The organism is Nitrosomonas communis, assembly GCF_001007935.1.
Lineage (GTDB): Bacteria > Pseudomonadota > Gammaproteobacteria > Burkholderiales > Nitrosomonadaceae > Nitrosomonas > Nitrosomonas communis.
On the sequence record NZ_CP011451.1, the window covers coordinates 4047156 to 4067838 of the forward strand.

Genomic DNA, 20683 nt, shown 5'->3' on the forward strand with positions numbered 1-20683 from the left:
GGATAGGCATCAGACCGACTTGAACTAGAAGATAAATTGTTCATCAACCATGAAACTATCCATCAATACTTTTATGCAGACAAACTGGCAGGGGTGATGAGTGGCAACCTGCAACCTATCGCTGCCTGAAGCCGCGACGCAAGCGCTATGCAAGCGGGCAAGACCGACGCGGCACAAATTTGCAATCGAGTCATCACCGATGTGCAGAGCACGCGTATAGGTGATGGAAAAAGCAATACCATGAGCGGTAAGCACCCTTAGCGGGTGGTACTGTCGCCTCGGCAAGGCGGAAATGGCGCTGCGGAAGAAGCTTTCCCTATCAATTCAAATTCATAGCATCTTTGCGCCTAACCATCCATGACCGGTGATTTGGTAGGGTAGCATAGTGGTGGTTGCGTATGGAATTTACCGGGACTTGGTTTCAGGGAAAGGTTAACCAAAAATCCTCGAGATTCACTTGCCAGAACAGCGTAGCAAGCTAAGATTGCGGATGTGTTTGTGTTGCTGTTCAGGCGGTGCAAGGAATGGAGGGAGAATATCTAGAATAACGTGAGTTCGACATAAGAAAAGCTGTAAAAGAAACCTGAATTCCTTATGATGAAATGGTTTTGCAAAAGAATTTCATCATGAGAGGAGTCAGATTTCCATGGATACTACAACGATTTTTTGTGAGAGTGACGAATTTTGTAAAGAGTTTGAGCCGCAATGGGAGCAGCACTTATTAGAGTCATCGCTGAAACAGCGTCGGCGGCAAGGAGCGCTGTGTCTAAGCGAAATCATGACCATCATGGTCGGGTTTCATCTATCCGGGTACCGGACGTTTAAACACTATTACCTGAATTACGTGTTGAGGTATCAGCGCGATTATTTTCCAGGGTTGGTGAGTTACCACCGCTTTGTGGAGCTGTTGCAAGGTAGCCTGGTGCCTTTGTGCTGTTTTCTGACCAGTCGCTTTGGGCAATGTAGTGGGATCAGTTTCATTGATTCGACTAAGATTAGTGTGTGCCATAATCGCCGTATTGGGTCTCATCAAGTAATGGCAGGGTTTGCTGCCCGGGGAAAGGCCAGCATGGGTTGGTTTTATGGATTCAAGCTGCACCTGGTCATTAATGACCAGGGAGAATTGCCAGGGGTAAAAATAACGGCGGGCAATGTGGATGACCGTGACCCGGTACCAGAGGTGACGCGCTCCTTGTTTGGCAAACTCTTCGGTGACCGGGGCTACATTTCGCAATCACTCTTTGAGCAACTCCGCGAGCAAGGCGTGCAGCTCATCACCAAAGTACGCAAGAACATGAAAAACAAGCTGTTGCCGTTGTTTGACAAGCTGCTGCTACGTAAACGTTCGATCATTGAGAGCGTCAATGACCCATTGAAGAATATCTCGCAAATCGAGCACTCCCGCCATCGCAGCCCAGTTAACTTTTTTGTTAATCTGATAGCCGGATTGGTGGCTTACACCTTTCGCGAGAAGAAACCCTCACTTAATATCAGGCTCCCTCAAGCTCTTCCAGTCGTGATTTGATGATTCTTATGTCGAACTCACGTTAGAATATCTAATTCCATTTCTAAATCAAAACTGACTTTGTCGGCTTCACCTTGCCGTATGATGGATACTGTCTGCGCCTCGCCTTCCTGTCATTTTTGATGTGGAAATAGAATAAGGAAACATTTTATGGACAACGAAGTATTGTGATGAAATGGGGGTAAGCAGGTAATTTGTGAAGTGGATGCTCGCAAATATGAATTTTTAGAGGTACCCATAAAATAGAGCCAAAGCAGAATCAAGCAGCATAAATCTCTACCAAACCAAAATACATGAGGACTTAGCTGCCGTAACTTCATCAGAACAGTATCAGTAAGCATCAGCGTTCGAGGCATAAGATAGTGTACAAATAACACTCACCCCTACTCACTCCGGCAAGTGATGCTTACCAGCACTCACCCGCTTGGCTTGTGGAGTTTCGGCTCCTAGCTCCTCGATGAACTTGACTTCATCCCCTTCCTGCAAGAGCTCAAAGCTTGGATCAATGACATTATCGCGATGAAAATAACGTTCCACGCTATCCTGTCCTCTAATAAAACCATAACCTTCTTCATAAAAGATACGCGCAACGTGTCCAATCTGATCAGCAGCGTGTGCTTTGGTTTTAAGCTGCATTCGACGTGCATGATCCTCAAGCTGACGCTTGGCAGCGTCGAAAGCCTCGCGCAAGGCGACATAGGGATCTTCGTGATGATCGCGGTTAACCACAATATCGTTGCCGGGCACACCGATATTGATGCGGACATTGAACTCTTTCCCTTGATGATGATGCTTATGCGGCATTTCAACTACTACATGGCAGGAAACAATGCGATCAAAAAAGTTTTCGAGCTTTTCCACTTTGTCGCGAATATGCGCTTCTAGTGCATCGGAAGAAGATATATCGCGTATGGTAATTTGTAGTGGGCTTTGCATAATTATTGTTCTCCTTCCATAGTTGATCTTTAATTACTAGCGGCGAATACCCGCTTCCTTTTGCTGCTCGTGTGCCATGAGCTTTACGAGTGCATCGAGTTCCTCAGACAGTAACCCTAATAAGTCATCGAGCGTAACAATACCGATCAGCATATTATTATCATCTACTACTGGCAAACGACGTACCCCTTGACACGCATATATTGAATTGATTCAAATACACCCGTATTTTCCTTTACGCTAGCAAAATCAGAGACCATAATATCACCAACAGTGATAACATTTGTATCGAGTTCTGGTGCAATAACTTCCATGACCAAATCGCGGTCAGTCACTATACCGACCGGCACGCGCTTTCCTTCTCCCTCGTCATCGACCACCAGCACATCTCCAACATGGTGCTGGCGCATCAGCTTAGCTGCCTGTAATACAGTATCATCACGTTGAGCAACGACGACTTCACGTTTACAAATTTCACCTATAGGCATTCTATTCACCTCTTGTCTATAATTAAGAAACCTCTGCATAACTGTGTTTCTAGAGGGTTTCGCTGTATGTGTAACTCATAAAATCAATGACTTAAAAAAACCAAATTCCCCAAAAAGGTCAGTTATGCGGAGACTGATTAATTTTCTAATTAGATTGAAGCAATATATGCTGCTTATTTAGCGTGTGGAAGCAACGGATCTTCAGTGTCAGCAGGAATAGATTGTTCCTCTAATTCTTCCATCTTTTCAGTGTCAGTTTTTGTTTGAGGAGCAAATGATTCAGCAGAGCAGGCTTAGTTCTCTCTGCGGCCGCTTTATTTTCTATTTCAGCGCCAGGAGAAGATTTCTCTTGCTTTGGTTCACTACAAGCGGCAAGAGCCAAAGATACGAAGGCAACAACATATATACTTCATTTCCTTCTCCTTTATAACATAATAAAAGCTTAAGAAAGTGATTTAGCTTCCGATTATCACAGCTATCACACATTTCATCTGCATTCATATATATTCAACTTTTTAAACTTAATAATAACTCTAAATTCGTAAAGCTTACTACCAGTGATAATGTATCGAAAAAAAAGAAAGGGTTAAATACGTACAAATACGTATAAATATTTTCTTATTATGGTATTGATTGATAGACGAAAGCTGTTTTTTTGTCGTAGACTGTAGCTTATCCAAGATACAAATAATTTTTAAATATACTGTGATTGATGATTGACTCATTTACAGGGCTAAGCTTTCAAACACTGCTCAATGCAGTATCAGATGCTATATTGTTAATCGATGACTCGGATCGCATTGTGCTAACAAATGTGGCCGCGCAACAACTATTCGGTTATGTAGATCATGAACTTTGCGGTCTCGCGATCGAAGAACTCATATCTCCTCACTATCGGGATCTTTATCAGTACTACCGAGAAGTTTATCTCGGCAAGCCATGGGAACGCGACATAGGAAATGATAGAACACTGGTTGTCTTAACTCATGACAAACAGGAGCTGAAGGTAAATATTGGCCTGAATCCCCTGACAGCCCACGATCAACTTTATATTTTGATCACGCTGAATATCAGTGATCGACGTCGTCAGGCAGAAGTCGCACTGAAAGTTAGTGAAGAACGGTTGTGGCTAGCCAAACAAGCAGCAGCATTGGGTGTTCTTGATATCGATTTCGAAAACAACGTCATACACATTGATAAACGGATGCGCGAGCTCTGGGGTTGCGCAACTGGGGAAATCATGACTTATGATAAGTTTATCCGTGCGATTCATCCCAAAGATTATGCCACTCACCAAGCCGCTTTTGAGAAAGCCATGGATCCTGCTGGTGATGGCCACTACCTTGCAGAATTTCGTGTTATTAATGCTGCTGATGGATTTGAGCGTTGGATCACCATAACTGGGCAAGTGCACTTTGAAATAAGACGTGCAAATCGCCTTGTCGGCATGGCTCGCGATATCACTAAACGCAAAACACTCGAGAAAGAACTTCAAATGCAGCGTGCTGAATCAGAAGTACTTTTTAAGCAGCAAGTAGCGATTCATACGGCTTCTGCCATTGCCCATGAGCTAAATCAACCGCTTACTGCAATCTCTGCATACAGTGAGGTCACATTGCGTGCAATGGAAAGTGAGGCTTTCAATATCGACGAAGTAAGACAGATGCTTGAAAACTGTGTCAAACAATCTCAGCATGCTGGTTGCAGACTGCACGAACTGGTTGCCTTTCTGCAAAAAGGAGAATTGGTTACTGAAAAACTCAGTCTGAATGAAGTGGTAACGGATGCTTTAAAAATTGCTCACAGCGAGGGCTATAACGATTTTCATCACGTATTACATTTGGAATCTAATCTCCCTGCAGTGCTTGCCAATCGTCTTCATATACAAAAAACCCTGGTAAATCTATTGATAAATGCTGTGGAATCAATGCGCGCAGCGAATATCTCATCTCCTGCAATTACGATTGCCATCAGCATATTGAACGAAAAAAACTTAGCCATGGTCTCAGTACTTAATATTGGCCCTGGTATTGATCAAGAAATAGTCCGGTATATTTTTGATCCTTTCTTCACAACAAAACCAACCGGGATCGGCATGGGATTGTCGATCAGTCGCGCCCTCATTGAGGCTAATGGCGGTCAACTCTGGCTTGATCCTGATACCAAGGAGGGTGCCAAATTTAACTTCACACTACCTTTTGCATCATGATCTCTCAACACTTCATTGTTTTTATCGTGGATGATGAGCCAGCAGTAAGAGATTCTTTGGCTCTTCTACTCAAGCAGGAAGGAATCTTTGTGCAAACTTTTGAAAATGCTGAAACCTTTCTTAATGCTTATCAACCTGGTCACAAAGGTTGTATTATTCTTGATGTACGCATGCCCGGAATAGGTGGCTTGCAGCTTCAGGAAAAACTCTTAAATTATAAAAACATAATGCCCATTATATTTCTTACTGGGCATGGTGATATTCCTATGAGTGTCAGAGCAATCAAAGCGGGTGCAATCGATTTTCTCACCAAACCCATTACCCGCGTAAAACTTCTTGCCTCCGTTCAATCAGCTTTTCTGGAAAGTGAAAAGCTAATAGAAGCGAATAAACATAACCAGGATGCGCTATCACGCTTGGCAAGTCTCACGAAACGTGAGCATGAAGTTATGATGATTGCTATTCAGGGATACCACAACAAGGAGATTGCATCTCGTCTCGGTATCAGCTTTCGCACGGTAGAAATTCACCGATCCAATATCATGCACAAGACAGGCGCAATCAATTTGCTTGATCTTGCACGTATTGCCTATGAAAGTGGATTAAACACCTCAACATAATGCTGTGCTTTGCCAGCGTTAACTCAACGTCACCGCTACAGTAAGCAGCAAAAGATATATACGTATTTATACGGATAGCCTCTCGCATCGATTCTTGATACGGTAACCAAAATAAGATTTGCAATAGGAGTTGGCTATGCAAGAAACACAGGTTGAAATGACTGTTTTTGAGGCCATTCTAGCTAGGCGTTGTGTTCGTAATTACACTGAGCGAGTAGTTGACTTGGGCGCTATACACATCTTGCTAGAAGCCGCCATACATGGTCCTACAGCATTACATGAGGAACCATGGACATTTGCCATTATTCGCGATAAAGAGCTATTAAAAGATATTTCAGATTATGCCAAACCTCTGTTTGCTGGAGAACTTCAAATAGCAGGACGCGCCCCTGGTTCCTTTACTGAACCTGATTTCAATATTTTCTACGATGCGAGTACGCTGATTCTGATTTGCTCGAAACAAACCGGGTCTTGTGTAGCTGCGGATTGCTGGCTGGCAGCCGAGAATCTGATGCTGGCAGCATGTGCCATGAAATTGGGGAGCTGTGTAATCGGTGCTGCATTGACAGCTTTAAATACACCAGATATCAAGGTTAAATTAAATATCCCGGAAGAATTTTCTATTATTGTCCCGATTATTCTTGGTTACCCAAATGGGGAGACACCCCCTACTCGGAGAAAGAAACCTGTCATTATCACACTAACCAGTTAGCTGCTTGGTATCAAGTAAACTAAACAAGTTCTTCCATTTCCAAATCAAAAATGACTTTGTCAGCTTCCACCTTGCCGTATGATTGATACTGTCTGCGGCTCGCCTTCGCGTCATTTTTGATTTGGAAATGGAATAAGACTCTATACATAATCTTGGAAAATAGCTTCCCGTCAGTTAAAAACAGAGATAAGCTGCTTATCAATCCTATCCACAAAACATAAACTAATCGAATTCTAAATGGTGTCTTTAGCAAAATTTCTCAGGTGGCCTTATCTACAACATTTAATAATGCATCCTAACAATGTACTCCCTGGCAACATAATCTGGCGGCTTTGTTTTATCGGGTTACTTGCTGCGGCAGTGGATGCAGGTTCTTTCCTATTGCTAATGCATAGTGAGGCTGGTCTTTCATTAGCGCATATCACAAGCTTTCTCATAGCTGCTTCGATAAATTACTCATTCTTTTCGAAATGCTTGCCTCAATCAATTGACCCAAACTCCCTGCGATGGCAGCTATTCAGTCGCTACTCGATAGTCAGTATCCTGGTTTTGCTGATGCGCGGCGGCTTATTAACCTTGCTTCTTAACGTCTGGCATATACCACTCACACTGGCCATTTTTCTGATTATCGTTATAACCGCTGCGATGAGTTATATGGGGCTCGTATTTTATATATTTCCGCTTCTGCAGCAGCTGCCTTCTCCAGCTATAGGCTGGCGTGAGGCCACGATTGGGATTATCGTGTTTGCTATCCTGCTGCGCTTGATCTATTTAGTTCAAGCTCAGCTAATTCCAGACGAAGCATACTACTGGGTATATGCTCAGCATATGGACCTGAGCTTCTTTGATCACCCACCCATGGTTGCATGGCTGATCTGGCTTGGTACCTCAATCTTTGGTGATAATGAGTTAGGGGTCCGCATCAGTGCATTCATTTGCAGTCTGATAACAATGGGTTATCTATATGCATTAGCATGCAACCTTTACGACAAACAGACGGGGTTGCGCACGCTGTTGTTACTGGCCATCTTACCCTTTAGCTTTGCAACCGGCATGTTGATGACAGCAGATGCACCCTTGATCGCAGCCTGGGCTGCCACACTCTATTACATGGAACGTGCGCTAATAGCCGGTCGCAGTTCTGCCTGGCTGGGTATGGGAATCACATTCGGCCTCGGTCTTCTCTCAAAATATACCATTGGCTTATTGGGTATGGCAGCTTTATTGTTTGTTATCCTGGATCCCATCGCGCGTCGCTGGATGCGACGTGCTCATCCCTATCTTGCTGCCCTACTTGCCTTATTATTATTTACCCCGGTCCTTATCTGGAATGCCGAACATAACTGGGCTTCATTCCTGTTTCAAGGGCGACGACTAGAAGGAGCGGGTGATGATCAATTCTCAGTACATCTTCTGTTTCTTAATATTTTAGTGCTACTCACACCAGCTGGATTCCTTGCTGCAGTATGGGCGCTCATAACAGGTGGTAATCAAGATAGCGATCAATCTGCACAAAGACGTCGCTTGTTTTTGCGGGTTTTCACTGGAACGCCATTTGCGGTATTTTTTGTTCTTAGTATGTTCGATTCAATGCGTTTTCACTGGACTGCTCCGCTATGGTTAGCGGTATTGCCAACGATAGCATGGATGATGGGACAGACCCATCATTTAGGCAATATCGCAAGCCGTCTGCAGGCAGCATGGAACCCGACTATCGCAATTTCCATGATTGCCTATGCATTGATACTACACTATGTCGTACTGGGATTTCCAGGTATCCCCTATCCGGAGTTCATGAAACGCTATTTCTGGCGTGAAACAACTATTGAAGTTGAAAAAGTCGTTCAGAATATACAGCAACAAACTGGACAAAAACCGCTTGTCGTAGGCATGAGCAAATGGCCGATTGCGAGCTCACTGTCTTTCTACAATCGAAAAGAACCTATGGATATTCGCTCACGTAATATGTTTGGTGATAGCGGCGCTATGTATCAATTCTGGTATCCATCGGAACCGCCAACCATGCGGCCGATCATACTGGTTGGTATAGAGAAAAACCATCTTGAGCAGGGCCGCTGGGGTAACGATATTACTTATATGCTTGATCAACCTGGCCCCATACAGAGCCAGTTAATCATGCGTGAGAATAAACCGTTGCGGTGGGTATATTATAGAATTGCCCGAGGATATCGGGGTAATTGATGATAGCAGATTAACCTAGCGGCAGCTCTCAAGTTCGATTGTTCCTGTTTCTTTTTGCCAGCTGATGGCAATAGCGGTAATGACAAGTAGTAAAGTAGGAATTTTGCTATAAAGAATAAAGGTGTCCGTTAGGCCTGATAAGAAAACAAAACTGACCAGGGTTACTCCCAAGATAGGAAGTTGGTAAGCTCGTAGCGTTTGAAACCAGCTTTTTAGAAGAAAGGCTAACGCGAAAATGCCAAGCACTCCGACATGCATGCCAATTTCAATCCAATCATTGTGATAGTTAGTTGTTTTATGATATTCAGGTAGATTCTTATAACGACCATCTTTATAAGTGGTTATCGTATCTTCGAAATAACTGCCTGCTTTTCCTGTACCATACCCAGTTAATGGTTTTTGCATAATACCGTGCAAACCTATATCCCAGATGGCAAGACGATATCCAAGGCTCGTGCCATATTTTCCTTGCTGGTATAACTCTACACCGTCAAGGATTTGAATCAGCCTTCCCTGAAAGCTGGCGCTATTGAATGCAAATATAAGGACCACAGTCATTAATGACAATGCAATGCCAGCCAATATTCTGATGTTTGTTTTATAGAATAGAAGAATTAATAAACCCGTCGACACCAGGGTTGCCAGGAGAGGCCCACGTGCATCTTGATTGAATTGAAGAAACAACAAGAAGCCGCCAAAAAACCAGAGTGCTGACTTTAATTTTTTATCGCTATTTATGCTTGCCAGGTAGATCGCCAGCATGACTCCAATCCCGAGCATTAATGAAAAATTTAAATAGCTAATATTGAGAGGAGGGATTCCTTGTACTCCAACAATTGCCCATTGATAAAACCCCATCAGTAAAACACCGAAATAACCAGTGAGCAATCCCCCGATTGCCCAAGGCAAGCGCTCTTTATTCAACAAAGATAAAAAAGGAATAAAGATCAAGAAGGCAAAATATCTTCTCCACTTTATATATCCAAACTCAGGATAATCACCCCAGAGTGTTCCGAGTGCAACCACACCAGATAAAATGAGTATTGCCATTACGAAAGGATCTTTGATCATTCCTCTCAACCGGTTAAAACCACCATCCAAAATCCAGAGTACAGTCAAAACGATACCGGCAGGCAGGCTCAGCCACTTGCTCCACAAAGCAATACCCAAAAAAAGTAACATGGCTTTTGTCAATATGTTGTGCCATGCATAAGAAGTCTGTATCAGATTGGCTGAACTGACTAGTTTATTTTGCATCAGTAATTTTTATACTTAATCTTGAGATGATCTGCGAAATACACCCAATGTCGCTGTTAAGAATGATTTTTTTGAGAAGTCATGTTCATCTCTAGATTGATTCCAAGGATCAGATCGCATGCTTCTCGCACAGCACCATGTCCAGCCGGACGGATGCAAACATAATGAACTCGCTGCATAATTTCTGGGACAGCATCTGCTGGGCAGATAGCCGCGCCTACCCTGCTTATGCAGTCTAAATCACAAAGATCGTCTCCCATATAGGCGATATCTTGTAAAGACATCCGCCAGAGCTTAGCCTTACTCTGGAGCACTTCAAATTTATTTTTTATTCCTGGATAGTATTCATCAATATTCAGTTTCTTCATTCTCGCGGCAACAGCAGGGCTAGCTTCGGAGCTCATGACACAGACCTTGATGCCGTTTTCACGCAGCAATTGCAAACCATGTGCATCGCGGGTATTAAACTTCTTGAATACCTCACCATCCGATCCATAATACATACCGCCATCAGTTAGTGTGCCGTCCACATCAAGGATGAATGCTTTAATCTGTGAAGCACCGAGGGTGGATTTTAATTTTTGCCTTAGCAGAAGTTGCTCCACCACCACCCAGTCGACTTCATCATCAATCTCAATCGCAGTTTCAGCAGTCATCTCATGAATACCGATGCGCCCGCCCAAACGGCTGGCCGTTTCTTTCAGCAGTTTTGCTCGTGTAAAGTAAAAAGCCCCATTTTCCATGAGACATCCTTCAAAATCTTGCCGTCTTGGGCGATTAGCCGGATCATAGTTAATAGGTATTGCTGATTGGGTCCAGAAAAAACGTTTCGATGACACGGCAGTTAGCAGAGAATCCAGATTGTCAGTAATAAATTTATGCTTAGCCATACGGAAATCATCTGCACGGGTAAGCGGTGAAGTAGCCTGGATCAGACTAACCACATCAAATGATATTTTCTGGTGAAACTCGAGCATAGCGCTTTCGGTACTCGCTGTGTCTGTGCACGTTTCAGCCGAACGATCCAGCACTTTAACAGCAGAAGGAAATTCTTCCAGTACTCTCTTTCGGATTCTTGGTGAATCGGTAGCAACGTAAATCTCATCAAAACACTGTGAAGTAAGCGCTTGTTCCAGACTCCAGGCGAATAGAGGCCGACCTGCGATGGAGCGAATATTCTTATCAGGAATCGATTTCGAATTCGCACGCAGAGGCATAAAAGCAACCCAGTGCATCAGTTGAAATGAACTCCTTGCAAACGTTTGAGCTTATTACGCTGCGGTAACTCAATTTCCAGTATAGGGGTATCTTTAAATGTCAAAGCGTTAGATACAGCACGCACATCGCGTACCAGCTTGCGTAACCCATCTGGCTCCAATGAGGCGGCATGATCAGTCCCCTTCCAAGTCCGATCCAGAGTAAAATGCCGTTCAATCCAGGATGCGCCCAATGCCACGGCTGCAGAATCAATGGCTATTCCGAGATGATGCCCAGAAAACCCAATTTCCTTAACGCGAGAACCAAACCGTTCCTCTATAGTTCGTAACTCCAGCAAGCAAACCTGCTCAAAAGGAACGGGATAACCTGAGGTACAAGCATATAACACAACCCGATGAGCGGCATCATGTGCTTCCATCAAATTCACAATCTGTTCTAGCTCAGGAGGGGTTGTCATTCCTGCGGAAATATGAATATCACCGCTATAGTTACGAGCAAGGAATTCCAGCATAGTTAAATTGAGATTGCACGCTGAAGGTATCTTAATGAATTCTGGATTGAGATCTGCAATTTCCTCTGCAGAAGTAAGATCCCAGACTGAAGTTGAATAACCGATATCATGCTCTTTGCAACACTCTTTTAACTGTTGATGTTGCTCAACATTAAATTCCAGAAATTCACGGTGTGCTCCATAAGTTTCCCCATAGCTATTCTGTGGATTGGGGTGAGGTGCATGGTACTCCTCGGGCGTAAGCAGCTCCTTATTCGATCGTTTCTGGAACTTGACGAAATTGCATTGAGCAAAGCTCGCGGCGACTTTTATCATCTCACGTGCAATCTCAATGTCACCTTTATGATTACAGCCTATTTCAGCAACAACTCTGGGTGTTTTCATAGATATCAATCAGTAAAGTAAGAAACTTATGCGCTGATCCTGAATACATGCTTAGCATATGGCGCAACTTTAATCTTGTCAAAGCGCTTTAATAAATCACCAAAACGCGCAATTTTCTGTTCAATTTCTTCTACTGAAATTCCAGGAAAACGGTGATTATGATAGGCCAGCCGATTGGGACCTGGGCGACGCATATAGAGATTCGTTAAACCAGCTTTTAGCTTGGTAAATAGCCACCCTTGAAGATAGACTCCGAGTGGTTTGGCCGGTGGTTGTCCTTTACTGTAACCACTGGCTTCCAAAACATCTACTATCCGCTCACAAGCTAATGGCCCTTTTTGTGCCGCCAGGAAATAATCGATGAGATCCTGGCGTTCCTGACCATCAGCTGCCCCTATTTCACCCTTAAGAATCTGAGACAAAATCTCTGCCAATTCCTCAAAATTAAAGCATTGATAACTCAGTTTAGTAGGCAGGCCTTGAAAGTCATAGTCGTAATATTTGTTAAGCGTTGCCAGGTAAGAGATCGCAGGAACATCGAGCATATAAGCCTCCAGCCCGGTCGTGCAGCCATTGTGTACCATCGCTTTTGCAGCGAGTAACCAAGGAATGACATTGCCTTGATTGGTTATGACTACTCGCGAGCATTTCGCAGCAATTTGATGATAAATTTGATAACTTTCACTGGGATGAGGTCGAACAATGATAGTTAACTCAGGAAATGCCTGCTCGAGCATTGGAATAAGTTGTTTGAAATCCTCCAGAACTGAAAGTTTATGCGCTCGCAGACCTTCAGCAAACTCCTTGCTCATGCCAATACCAGACTGCCCCAAACGTGCTGGCTGCGAAGGAGCTTTTGTTGGCAGAAATAAGCCCACGCTGGGAATATAGGGGTTTACATCACTAAAATTGGTGTTAATAAGAATGAAATCTCCATAAAGACTACGCAGCTTTTCAACGTCTGGGGCAAAGTAAGGACGGATTTCTGACCGCAGCATATCACCACGCGGATTTCCGGTAATATGGATGGGCATATTCTCAGGCAGTACAGGATATTGTCGAAGCAGATCAACATTTTCCTGACCCCAGGCAAATACATGCGACACATTTTTAATGGTCTTAGGAGACAAGCGAAGGGAAAAATACGTCTCTGAAGGTGGATGAACCAGCGCCTCTTCTTCCCATGCCACAATCTCATGACCTAGTTGGCGCAATATCTTAAACATTGAACTACTCAGGCCACGCATACTTTTCGCTAAATAAATTCCCCGAGGAACGGAGGCTACCTGGAAATGAGCATACGCTCTGGAACCCATGATGACTGGAAAACCACGCTCAGCTGCAATACAGGATAAAAGAATTTTCGCATCTAACTCACGAACTTGGCTTTCAACAGGAATAATTAGCGGTGAAGCTCGAGTTTTCATATGATATAGCACCTAACTTACAACCATTAAACAGGAATTAAACTAAACCGCTCTGGCGTCACAGGTGATATGGCTTTTTCATTTGCCAATATACTCCATCGATCGGAAAAAGCATTAAAAATATGCGAATTGCTGGAAATAGCAATAATTTCATGATTTAACCAGAATGAAGGCTTCGTCCAATTAAAACTACCAAAAATGGACCACTTCTGATCACCGGCTTCAACTAGTATGAACTTAAGATGCATGGGTAAATTATCACAATTTCGCTTGAATCGAATTCCCGCTGAGAGCAATCGCTGCTCTACGCTCGGAGTAACACGTCTAAGCGTTTGTTCTGCAATGATTTCCACTATTGCTCCTCGCTTAGTCAGGCCTACGATCACATCAACAGCCCGCTTTGTTCTGATATGAGATGCTGCAATACGAATACGCGCATTTTTGCCTATGTCATTCAAGAATTGTATGACGGGATGGGGACGCATGCTGGGTAAAAAATAAATAGTAGTATCCGTACCTTTGATGGCGTTATTTGCATTTGCAGAGAATCGATAAAATAGTCCTGATGATTTTTGGTGTAACTGTCGGGCATGCTTTACCAGTTGCTCAATGAGCAGCGGATCATAGCAACCAATCAACATATTATGACCCTGATCCTGATCACCAATCTCTCGGATAATATCCGATCTTTTTTCTAGTCGGTTTCCTGATGGATTAAAAGAGCCGATGAAGGCGACGGGTTTCGGGTGCGAAAAGCAGTACAGCTTTTCATGTAACTGAGGTCTCCATGCTCTTCTTGGCGGGGAAGGTATCCCGGTAAGCGTGACAGTACGAAGCTTATCACCTAGACCTTCTGGCGCTGAAAGCATGGCAATCACCTCATCATTAGCATCGGAAACACGTGGCTTGCCTGCCAGACAAACAGTCACTTTGACGCCTCGATTTTGAGCCTGGATGAGCGCTCTGGCAAGTTCTAAATCACGAAAATAATAAGCAACCCAATCGATAGAACCCCCTGCTGGCACAGCAGCGATCTGCTGTGCCAGCAGATCGCGCAGATAACCTGGCGACCGGTCAGGCCCACCAAAATAAACCTCGTAAGCTGATTTCATTTGCATAATGAATTTACCTCCAAGGGAGCATATTTAGCTTCGATTGTGCGTCTCAAATTAAATGCCAACAATTTGCCAAGCTGCTCATTGCCAACAGGCCCACCCCTCGTTCATTGGATGATATCTAAATCGGGCGCTTTATTCGCCTCGATTAAGCAAAAGGGCCGGTGTCGAGTATAGCAACCTCCCAGCCGATTACCACCTGATCAGAGAAAAGACAGCCATGAGCATCCTGCACAAAGCGGATAAATTCAGGCCAGCATGGAAGCCTGCGATGCAGGATGGGCACATTGGTTTCTGGATGTCGGTCGTACCATCCATCTGCAACTGTTAACCAGGCTCCGCGAATGCCTCTGCCCAGTTCACCTGTCTGAATATCGACATTCGCAGTAATGCCGCTGGCATGGTAATTGTCGACGACAGTTTTGCTGCTTCGCGCCATACGAAAGACCGCATCGGTCACCTCGTAGTGATCTGACTCATTACGACAGCTCATAACACGAATAGTGGCCAACGTGTCATCGGCAAGATTTGTGATTTCCCTGTGGTTTATGAACAGTGACTGCACAAGATAAGTCTTATGCTCTGAAGCTGTTCGCAAGTACTTAATTAATTGTTCTCCCGCCGCGACCATCCCATCGCCGCCTCGGTATTGCCGCCCCGAACCTAGATAATCCCAGCGCGAAGTACCTCCTCCACCCTGTCCGGCTAACGGTTTGATGAAAAGATCCATTTCGGGCAGTTTTTCATCCTGCCAATCTATTTTTCTGATTTGTCCTTTCTTAAAATTCCAAAAGATAGGTGTGGTTGCAATACCCTTATCATTACAGCGAACCTTAAGGCATGCTTTATTCTTGATACACGCTGTAGTATGCTCAACGGGAATGGGGAGACCACCATTATATTTACGTAACTTATAGATACCTGCTTTTATTTCGAAGCGATTAAGATATTCACCTGTGTGTTCTCTCTTATCCTCATCTTGCAGTTCAAAAATGTAGTACCAGGGTGATAGGATTGCATATCGGGTAGCAAGCCTTATTTGCTCGTAAATTTGCCTGATTATTCCCGTACCTGTTCGGTTTTTGATAAAGGGTCCATTAAGTGTGATGAAGACTATTGTCAGCAAGAGGATCATGAATGGCACCAATAGGAGCGCTGCATACATTATCAGGCGGTCAACCCTCCTGTTTTCATTCCAGACTTCACGTTGGTAGTACTGATGGGTGAAAGTAGCCGTCGTACCACCATCGAATAGTCTGGTAAGATCAAGAATGTACTGCTCAAATCACGCGTGATCCTGTCTATACCTAAATCCAATTTTTCCATTGCAGTTATCTCTTTATTTCTCATCTAATAAACGTATGATGATTTGAGCTAATTTACTACACTTCCTTATTCCTGATCTAGAGAACACAGGCTCTTTCTTTAATTCATCCCGTTTTTTGCATTACAAATTATGCAAAATGATTATTCTATGTACTTACCTCATAAATAGACAGAACTTTCCTTCAACGCTATAAAAATAATGAGTATTTGATAGTTTATAAATATGGATAGTTATCTTATAAAGATAAATAAGCGCCTAAATACGCAATACATTCTTTACACGGGGAACGTTTTTGATGCCAATCTGTTTGATTGGAAAAGTGAATGCTTGAATTGTAAAAATCTCGTGAGAATTTTTCGTCATCACCTCAAGATGCTGATTTGCTGATGCTCTCCTAAGCGCGGCATAAAATTCGCTCATGATCAAGCTATATAGATTGCATAATAGAGCGTATTTACTTTCTCAGCTATCTCCTCAACTATGAGGACACGTTTTTTTCTCTGTTTTCACCGTATAAATAAACAACTAAATTACAAATTATCTTAAAACCACACATAAGTGAATACGTATAAATACGTAGGTATAAGCTTTATATTAGTAGAAAAAGTAGATTTATTCACGGGAATTAAAAATTTTTTATTTTCCTGGCTGCGTTTTATAGCATAAATAGAAATTAGCTATGATAAAACAATATCAGAGTAATCAATGATCAACAAGAAGCCTGAAGTGGTACCCAAAAACTGTACAGGTTGTTAAGCTCTGGCAGAATTAAAAAGGAGCTTAATAACAATGAGTAAAAAGCGCATACAATATTCGAGCGAATTCAAAGCAAAACTAGCGCTGGCAGCGATACGTGGTGATGAAACTGTCCCCCAATTAGCAGCGCGTTATAATGTACATCCCACGCAGATCAATAGCTGGAAACGGCAACTCATTGAGCAAGCTGCCGAGCTGTTTTGTAAAAATAATACTGCCGCCAATAAGGAGCAGCCTACAACAGATGACCTGCACCGGGTTATTGGTCAATTGGCGGTAGAACGCGATTTTTTAGCAAGAAAGCTCAATCATTAAGTCTTGTAGAACGCAAAGAGATGATTGAGCCCCATGGCAAACTTAGTCAAACTCGTCAATGTCAGCTGCTGGATCTGGCGCGCTCAACTTATTATTATCAACCGCAACCAATCAGTAATGCTGATCTGGTTCTGCTGCGCATGATGGATGAACAGTACTTAAAGACGCCACAATATGGCTCACGCAGTTATGCTACCTGGTTTCAACGCCAGGGAATCATGTTAGGGCGCAAGAAAGCCTCTTCCTTAATGAAGACACTCGGTATTGTCAGCATAGCTCCAAAACCCAGGACCAGCATCTCAAGCAAACAGCATAAGGTCTATCCTTATCTGCTTAGAGAACTTGTCATTAATAAACCCAATCAGGTTTGGGCTGCCGACATAACCTATGTCCCCATGGAGAAAGGCTTTGGCTATCTGGTTGCCATCATCGACTGGCATTCGCGTAAGGTGTTGAGCTGGCGCTTGTCCAATACCTTGGATACTGACTTTTGTACTCAGGCGCTGGAGGCAGCCATCCAGGATTATGGCTGTCCACAGATCATGAATACCGACCAGGGCGTACAGTTTACCAGCGAAGCATTTACCTCCATACTAAAAGATCATCATATTCAGATCAGCATGGATGGCAAGGGGTGCTACTATGACAACATTTTTGTTGAACGACTTTGGCGGACAGTTAAGTATGAGCTTTTATATACCAGAGAATTCAATAATCTGAAGGAGATAAAGCAGAATTTATCCACATGGTTTGAATGGTACAATCAAGAACGATTTCATCAAAGCCTTGACCGTCTTACGCCTGATGAAATCTACTATAGTGATCCAAGAATTGATCGGGTTGCCTGAACCTGTTTAACTATACATATCAGAGCTGAACTTTCTTTCAGGTTGTCCAGTTACAGGGAACCACATCAGCCTTGATGAATGAGCTTGTTTACCTTCCTTTCTTTTGGTTGGTAATATTGAAAATTACTTCGAAAGTAATCTGACTGAACAGTTTTGTATCGTCTTTTCTTTAAACGATAATTCTTTTATTTCCACTCTAAATGCACGGCCCCATAATGCCAGTGCGGCGCGTAATAGAAGTGGAATGCCGGGCATCATCCAAATTTCTGTAATACGCCTGTCTACCCGCCACCAACCACGAAGCATAACACTGATTAATGCACTTAAGCATAAGGGTTGACTATACATCTGCAAGCATAGCAATGTAGGAGATATAGCCGGTATAAGCCAATGTACATAACCCCCTTCATGGAATACATTCTCAATTGCATCGAGGACCGACGGAGGAAAATCTTCTAGTGAACAATCTCCCGAGAGCAAGAGTATACTCTGTCGTGCTTTAGGGTAGCGTGAAAGGTATATAGCTCGATTACGCTTTATGAGTTTCTGGAAGGCTCGTCCACGACCAAAAGAACCGCCCACTTTATGGTAAATTTGAGCGCCGGGATGTACGCCAAGGCGCCAACCGCGAAGAGCAAGCCGGCGGCCAAGATCAATATCTTCATAATAGCCTCGCCCAAATACAGGATCGAAACCACCCATTTCCTGAAAAATATCGCGACGAATCATAATGGCATGCCCTCGCAAGTAATATGTCGCAATATAGCCGCCCTCTCTCAGCAAATATTGATCCAAGTTATATTTGGCATAACTGTTACCGGCAGGAATAATGGCTGCTAACTTTGCATCAGCCGCTAATGTCGCACATAACAATGGCAGAAAATCATGGCTTATTTCAGTATCTGAATTAAGAATCAATATATAGAAAGCATCAGATCGATTAACTGCTTCATTTACTGATAGACCAAAGCCCTGATTCTTTTTTGCATGATAGACATCCACGCAATCGTACGGCAGATTATCTAGCATCTGCCGTGTCTCACCAGCGGAAGCATCATCCTGAATTAATATACGTCTAATGGAATTGCCAAGATAGGTCACGACAGAATCGACGCAGCGCCGTGTCAAATCTGGTGCATTGTATACAGGAATCACGACATCAATTGATTTGTCGGAATAGGCCATTGATCTACTCATGATAACTTACTCGAATTGGAAGAAACCAGACAATGCATACCTCCTCCATTTTTGTGCTCGGGCTCTCCATTCACTCTGAAAGACCGCACCGGGGACCGCTAGTTCTTCCAACTTATCTAATTCTAAGATCAGATCGAGATCCCTCCAAATTATTATTATTCTTTATCTTTCCGTACCGAACGTATTTGTGCTTGCGTCTCCAGCAAACTTACATAACGCGGCAATACATTGACATTATGACCATCGATCATTTCCTTGATAAAGCGCTGTCGATGCTCCTCGACATAGAAAGAGCTGCAACCATGAGAAAGAAATTTATTTATTTTTTGATAGACGTCATCACGACACCGCAGTTCTGTTTCCGGTATAAACTCAGCGACTGCAGAACGGCCCACATGCAGGTAATCGGCTGCCAATACCGGTTTTTTTTGCCTTGATCGCTTCAAACACTACCGAAGTTGCAAGATCGATAATGACATCCGCCCAGTTCATCAAGTGAACCGAATGAATGGCGTCTCCAGCGATGCGCACATTTGGCAAGTAGCGCAGGGAAGCATCTTTGGTTAAAGATTGTTTCCAGCCGCCACGAGTATGAGGTTTGATCACCAATACAATTTCTGGAAAAGTAGCAATCATTCTAATCACCTCGCTGACTTCCTCCCAGAAAATGGTGAAATCATCCTTTCTCAAGAACATCGCTATTTTGAGCTGATGGCTGGAGCCTGTCAGCGGTGCAGGAGGTAATAATTTTTTCAATCTAGCGAGCCATTCATCGCAATAGCGCGGTGAACCTAGTATTTCTAATAAATGATCAGCTATAAAGGGGGAGAAACGTTTGGCACATAATTCATTCGGCACAACTAGCTTGTCAAATATTCGCCCAGCAGAATATAGCGTATTCGGCTGAAGATCCCATTCTCCACGTCGTATCAATTGATTAGCGTGTGGACTATCTCCGTGAGGAAGCGATACTGCCCCTAAGCCCATGGTATGGGCCATGGAGACAACTGTTTCCACCCACTCCAAAGATACCGGCGAATTTTTGGTAATCCAGTCAAATACCACCACCCCCTTATCCAGATTTACAAAACTATATCTTAGCAGTTGATGAGCAGCGCTTCTCCAAGCGTGTCCTCGTTGTTCATCATCAAAAATTCTACACAAGGCAACAGCAAAGGGTCCTATAAAACGAGCGTCTTAAACTATGGCTCAATAACAGCGTTTGCATTCGCCATACAGCATATACAAGTGCTGGCAACAGTTCTCGTATATGAGCAACACGCACAGCCGCCAGACTGGCTAAATACTGAATGCGATAATCATCCCGAAATTTCGGATGGCCTATCAGAATGACGTCACAAGTATGACCCGATTCAATCCATTTGGAAATGACCGGGGTAATATGATCAATATCATTGTAATGGCGAAGAAAGAAAAGCGCTTTCATTCAATATTTACTAAAATATTCATTCAAAATGGTGAAATTAGATTAACCCTGGCAAAGCTGAGCGAAACCTTAATTTTTGTATCCTGCCCAACTAAGGAACTAGGGTTTAATGAATTATGGTAGCAAATGGCTTCTTCAATAAACCCAACGCTAACATGTTACTACATGGCACTGGAATTGAAGTCAAAA

Annotated in this window: 22 protein-coding genes; 8 read left to right on the forward strand and 14 right to left on the reverse strand. The window is 43.4% G+C overall.

Features of this window, described 5'->3' with window-relative positions:
* Nucleotides 1-24: 24 nt before the first annotated feature.
* A complete protein-coding gene (locus AAW31_RS18390; protein WP_046848681.1) occupies nucleotides 25-255 on the reverse strand; it encodes a hypothetical protein in 231 nt (76 codons plus the stop codon).
* 391 nt (nucleotides 256-646) lie between these two features.
* Between AAW31_RS18390 and AAW31_RS18395 the strand changes: the two genes are divergently transcribed.
* Nucleotides 647-1525 (forward strand): IS982 family transposase, encoded by an 879-nt coding sequence (locus AAW31_RS18395; RefSeq protein WP_046848682.1) that lies wholly within the window; start codon nucleotides 647-649, stop codon nucleotides 1523-1525.
* Nucleotides 1526-1912: 387 nt separating this feature from the next.
* Here the strand turns inward: AAW31_RS18395 and hpf are convergent, their stop codons facing one another.
* The 3 genes from hpf to AAW31_RS18405 are packed head-to-tail and all read right to left on the reverse strand — an operon-like array spanning nucleotide 1913 to nucleotide 2949.
* A complete protein-coding gene (gene hpf, locus AAW31_RS18400; protein ID WP_046848683.1) occupies nucleotides 1913-2461 on the reverse strand; it encodes a ribosome hibernation-promoting factor, HPF/YfiA family in 549 nt (182 codons plus the stop codon).
* Nucleotides 2462-2497: 36 nt separating this feature from the next.
* A complete protein-coding gene (locus tag AAW31_RS23270; RefSeq protein WP_309567370.1) occupies nucleotides 2498-2638 on the reverse strand; it encodes a CBS domain-containing protein in 141 nt (46 codons plus the stop codon).
* Nucleotides 2629-2949 (reverse strand): CBS domain-containing protein, encoded by a 321-nt coding sequence (locus AAW31_RS18405; RefSeq protein ID WP_309567371.1) that lies wholly within the window; start codon nucleotides 2947-2949, stop codon nucleotides 2629-2631. The genes AAW31_RS23270 and AAW31_RS18405 overlap by 10 nt, the downstream gene beginning before the upstream one ends.
* Nucleotides 2950-3661: 712 nt before the next feature.
* Here AAW31_RS18405 and AAW31_RS18410 point away from each other — a divergent pair.
* From AAW31_RS18410 to AAW31_RS18430, 4 genes are all read left to right on the forward strand, one after another.
* On the forward strand, nucleotides 3662-5158 hold the full coding sequence (locus AAW31_RS18410; protein ID WP_046848685.1) for a PAS domain-containing sensor histidine kinase: 1497 nt from the start codon (nucleotides 3662-3664) through the stop codon (nucleotides 5156-5158).
* A complete protein-coding gene (locus tag AAW31_RS18415; protein WP_046848686.1) occupies nucleotides 5155-5778 on the forward strand; it encodes a response regulator transcription factor in 624 nt (207 codons plus the stop codon). Before AAW31_RS18410 ends, AAW31_RS18415 begins: the two co-directional genes overlap by 4 nt.
* A gap of 136 nt (nucleotides 5779-5914) precedes the next feature.
* Nucleotides 5915-6490: a nitroreductase family protein gene (locus tag AAW31_RS18420; RefSeq protein WP_046851349.1), complete on the forward strand. Its 576-nt coding sequence runs from the start codon at nucleotides 5915-5917 to the stop codon at nucleotides 6488-6490.
* Nucleotides 6491-6778: 288 nt separating this feature from the next.
* Nucleotides 6779-8692: a glycosyltransferase family 39 protein gene (locus AAW31_RS18430; RefSeq protein WP_235264427.1), complete on the forward strand. Its 1914-nt coding sequence runs from the start codon at nucleotides 6779-6781 to the stop codon at nucleotides 8690-8692.
* A gap of 15 nt (nucleotides 8693-8707) precedes the next feature.
* Here the strand turns inward: AAW31_RS18430 and AAW31_RS18435 are convergent, their stop codons facing one another.
* The 7 genes from AAW31_RS18435 to AAW31_RS21550 all read right to left on the reverse strand — a co-directional run bounded on the left by AAW31_RS18435 (nucleotide 8708) and on the right by AAW31_RS21550 (nucleotide 15930).
* On the reverse strand, nucleotides 8708-9949 hold the full coding sequence (locus AAW31_RS18435; RefSeq protein ID WP_046848687.1) for an O-antigen ligase family protein: 1242 nt from the start codon (nucleotides 9947-9949) through the stop codon (nucleotides 8708-8710).
* A 56-nt stretch (nucleotides 9950-10005) separates the two neighbouring features.
* Nucleotides 10006-11184: an N-acylneuraminate cytidylyltransferase gene (locus tag AAW31_RS18440; protein ID WP_046848688.1), complete on the reverse strand. Its 1179-nt coding sequence runs from the start codon at nucleotides 11182-11184 to the stop codon at nucleotides 10006-10008.
* The gene (locus AAW31_RS18445; RefSeq protein WP_046848689.1) at nucleotides 11184-12062 is read right to left on the reverse strand and encodes an N-acetylneuraminate synthase family protein; all 879 of its coding nucleotides are present in this window, start codon (nucleotides 12060-12062) and stop codon (nucleotides 11184-11186) included. The genes AAW31_RS18440 and AAW31_RS18445 overlap by 1 nt, the downstream gene beginning before the upstream one ends.
* Nucleotides 12063-12088: 26 nt before the next feature.
* On the reverse strand, nucleotides 12089-13489 hold the full coding sequence (locus AAW31_RS18450) for a surface carbohydrate biosynthesis protein (protein WP_046848690.1): 1401 nt from the start codon (nucleotides 13487-13489) through the stop codon (nucleotides 12089-12091).
* A 26-nt stretch (nucleotides 13490-13515) separates the two neighbouring features.
* Complete coding sequence (locus tag AAW31_RS18455; protein WP_046848691.1) at nucleotides 13516-14607, reverse strand: phospholipase D-like domain-containing protein; 1092 nt, start codon at nucleotides 14605-14607, stop codon at nucleotides 13516-13518.
* A 145-nt stretch (nucleotides 14608-14752) separates the two neighbouring features.
* Nucleotides 14753-15739 carry a sugar-transfer associated ATP-grasp domain-containing protein gene (locus tag AAW31_RS18460; RefSeq protein WP_235264428.1) on the reverse strand — a complete coding sequence of 329 codons (987 nt, stop codon included), beginning with the start codon at nucleotides 15737-15739 and terminating at the stop codon, nucleotides 14753-14755.
* Nucleotides 15740-15771: 32 nt separating this feature from the next.
* Nucleotides 15772-15930, reverse strand: coding sequence for a hypothetical protein (locus tag AAW31_RS21550; protein WP_158441291.1), 159 nt, complete (start codon nucleotides 15928-15930; stop codon nucleotides 15772-15774).
* A gap of 790 nt (nucleotides 15931-16720) precedes the next feature.
* Here AAW31_RS21550 and AAW31_RS23950 point away from each other — a divergent pair.
* Nucleotides 16721-17002: an IS3 family transposase gene (locus tag AAW31_RS23950; RefSeq protein WP_036503716.1), complete on the forward strand. Its 282-nt coding sequence runs from the start codon at nucleotides 16721-16723 to the stop codon at nucleotides 17000-17002.
* A 20-nt stretch (nucleotides 17003-17022) separates the two neighbouring features.
* Nucleotides 17023-17850 carry an IS3 family transposase gene (locus AAW31_RS18470; protein ID WP_046848692.1) on the forward strand — a complete coding sequence of 276 codons (828 nt, stop codon included), beginning with the start codon at nucleotides 17023-17025 and terminating at the stop codon, nucleotides 17848-17850.
* 123 nt (nucleotides 17851-17973) lie between these two features.
* Here AAW31_RS18470 and AAW31_RS18475 read toward each other — a convergent pair whose 3' ends face one another.
* From AAW31_RS18475 to AAW31_RS23280, 3 genes are all read right to left on the reverse strand, one after another.
* Nucleotides 17974-19047 (reverse strand): glycosyltransferase family 2 protein, encoded by a 1074-nt coding sequence (locus AAW31_RS18475; protein WP_046848693.1) that lies wholly within the window; start codon nucleotides 19045-19047, stop codon nucleotides 17974-17976.
* Between the two features lie 155 nt (nucleotides 19048-19202).
* The gene (locus AAW31_RS23275) at nucleotides 19203-19463 is read right to left on the reverse strand and encodes a hypothetical protein (protein WP_309567372.1); all 261 of its coding nucleotides are present in this window, start codon (nucleotides 19461-19463) and stop codon (nucleotides 19203-19205) included.
* On the reverse strand, nucleotides 19420-20211 hold the full coding sequence (locus tag AAW31_RS23280; RefSeq protein WP_309567373.1) for a hypothetical protein: 792 nt from the start codon (nucleotides 20209-20211) through the stop codon (nucleotides 19420-19422). The genes AAW31_RS23275 and AAW31_RS23280 overlap by 44 nt, the downstream gene beginning before the upstream one ends.
* A 172-nt stretch (nucleotides 20212-20383) precedes the next feature.
* On the opposite strand from AAW31_RS23280, the gene AAW31_RS21605 reads away from it, so the two are divergent.
* Entirely contained in the window at nucleotides 20384-20617 is a 234-nt protein-coding gene (locus AAW31_RS21605; protein ID WP_162488642.1) for a hypothetical protein, read from the forward strand.
* Nucleotides 20618-20683: the final 66 nt, after the last annotated feature.

What these genes read in the sequence shown, in the direction of transcription:
- hpf (WP_046848683.1), bottom strand. Translation starts at nt 2,461, where the DNA reads ATGCAAAGCCCACTACAAATTACCATACGCGATATATCTTCTTCCGAT.
- AAW31_RS18440 (WP_046848688.1), bottom strand. Translation starts at nt 11,184, where the DNA reads ATGCACTGGGTTGCTTTTATGCCTCTGCGTGCGAATTCGAAATCGATT.
- AAW31_RS18470 (WP_046848692.1), top strand. Translation starts at nt 17,023, where the DNA reads ATGATTGAGCCCCATGGCAAACTTAGTCAAACTCGTCAATGTCAGCTG.
- AAW31_RS18430 (WP_235264427.1), top strand. Translation starts at nt 6,779, where the DNA reads ATGCATCCTAACAATGTACTCCCTGGCAACATAATCTGGCGGCTTTGT.
- AAW31_RS18410 (WP_046848685.1), top strand. Translation starts at nt 3,662, where the DNA reads ATGATTGACTCATTTACAGGGCTAAGCTTTCAAACACTGCTCAATGCA.
- AAW31_RS23950 (WP_036503716.1), top strand. Translation starts at nt 16,721, where the DNA reads ATGAGTAAAAAGCGCATACAATATTCGAGCGAATTCAAAGCAAAACTA.
- AAW31_RS18450 (WP_046848690.1), bottom strand. Translation starts at nt 13,489, where the DNA reads ATGAAAACTCGAGCTTCACCGCTAATTATTCCTGTTGAAAGCCAAGTT.
- AAW31_RS21550 (WP_158441291.1), bottom strand. Translation starts at nt 15,930, where the DNA reads ATGGAAAAATTGGATTTAGGTATAGACAGGATCACGCGTGATTTGAGC.
- AAW31_RS18420 (WP_046851349.1), top strand. Translation starts at nt 5,915, where the DNA reads ATGCAAGAAACACAGGTTGAAATGACTGTTTTTGAGGCCATTCTAGCT.
- AAW31_RS18395 (WP_046848682.1), top strand. Translation starts at nt 647, where the DNA reads ATGGATACTACAACGATTTTTTGTGAGAGTGACGAATTTTGTAAAGAG.
- AAW31_RS18475 (WP_046848693.1), bottom strand. Translation starts at nt 19,047, where the DNA reads ATGAGTAGATCAATGGCCTATTCCGACAAATCAATTGATGTCGTGATT.
- AAW31_RS18445 (WP_046848689.1), bottom strand. Translation starts at nt 12,062, where the DNA reads ATGAAAACACCCAGAGTTGTTGCTGAAATAGGCTGTAATCATAAAGGT.
- AAW31_RS18405 (WP_309567371.1), bottom strand. Translation starts at nt 2,949, where the DNA reads ATGCCTATAGGTGAAATTTGTAAACGTGAAGTCGTCGTTGCTCAACGT.
- AAW31_RS21605 (WP_162488642.1), top strand. Translation starts at nt 20,384, where the DNA reads ATGGCCTATCAGAATGACGTCACAAGTATGACCCGATTCAATCCATTT.
- AAW31_RS18455 (WP_046848691.1), bottom strand. Translation starts at nt 14,607, where the DNA reads ATGCAAATGAAATCAGCTTACGAGGTTTATTTTGGTGGGCCTGACCGG.
- AAW31_RS18415 (WP_046848686.1), top strand. Translation starts at nt 5,155, where the DNA reads ATGATCTCTCAACACTTCATTGTTTTTATCGTGGATGATGAGCCAGCA.
- AAW31_RS18460 (WP_235264428.1), bottom strand. Translation starts at nt 15,739, where the DNA reads ATGATCCTCTTGCTGACAATAGTCTTCATCACACTTAATGGACCCTTT.
- AAW31_RS18435 (WP_046848687.1), bottom strand. Translation starts at nt 9,949, where the DNA reads ATGCAAAATAAACTAGTCAGTTCAGCCAATCTGATACAGACTTCTTAT.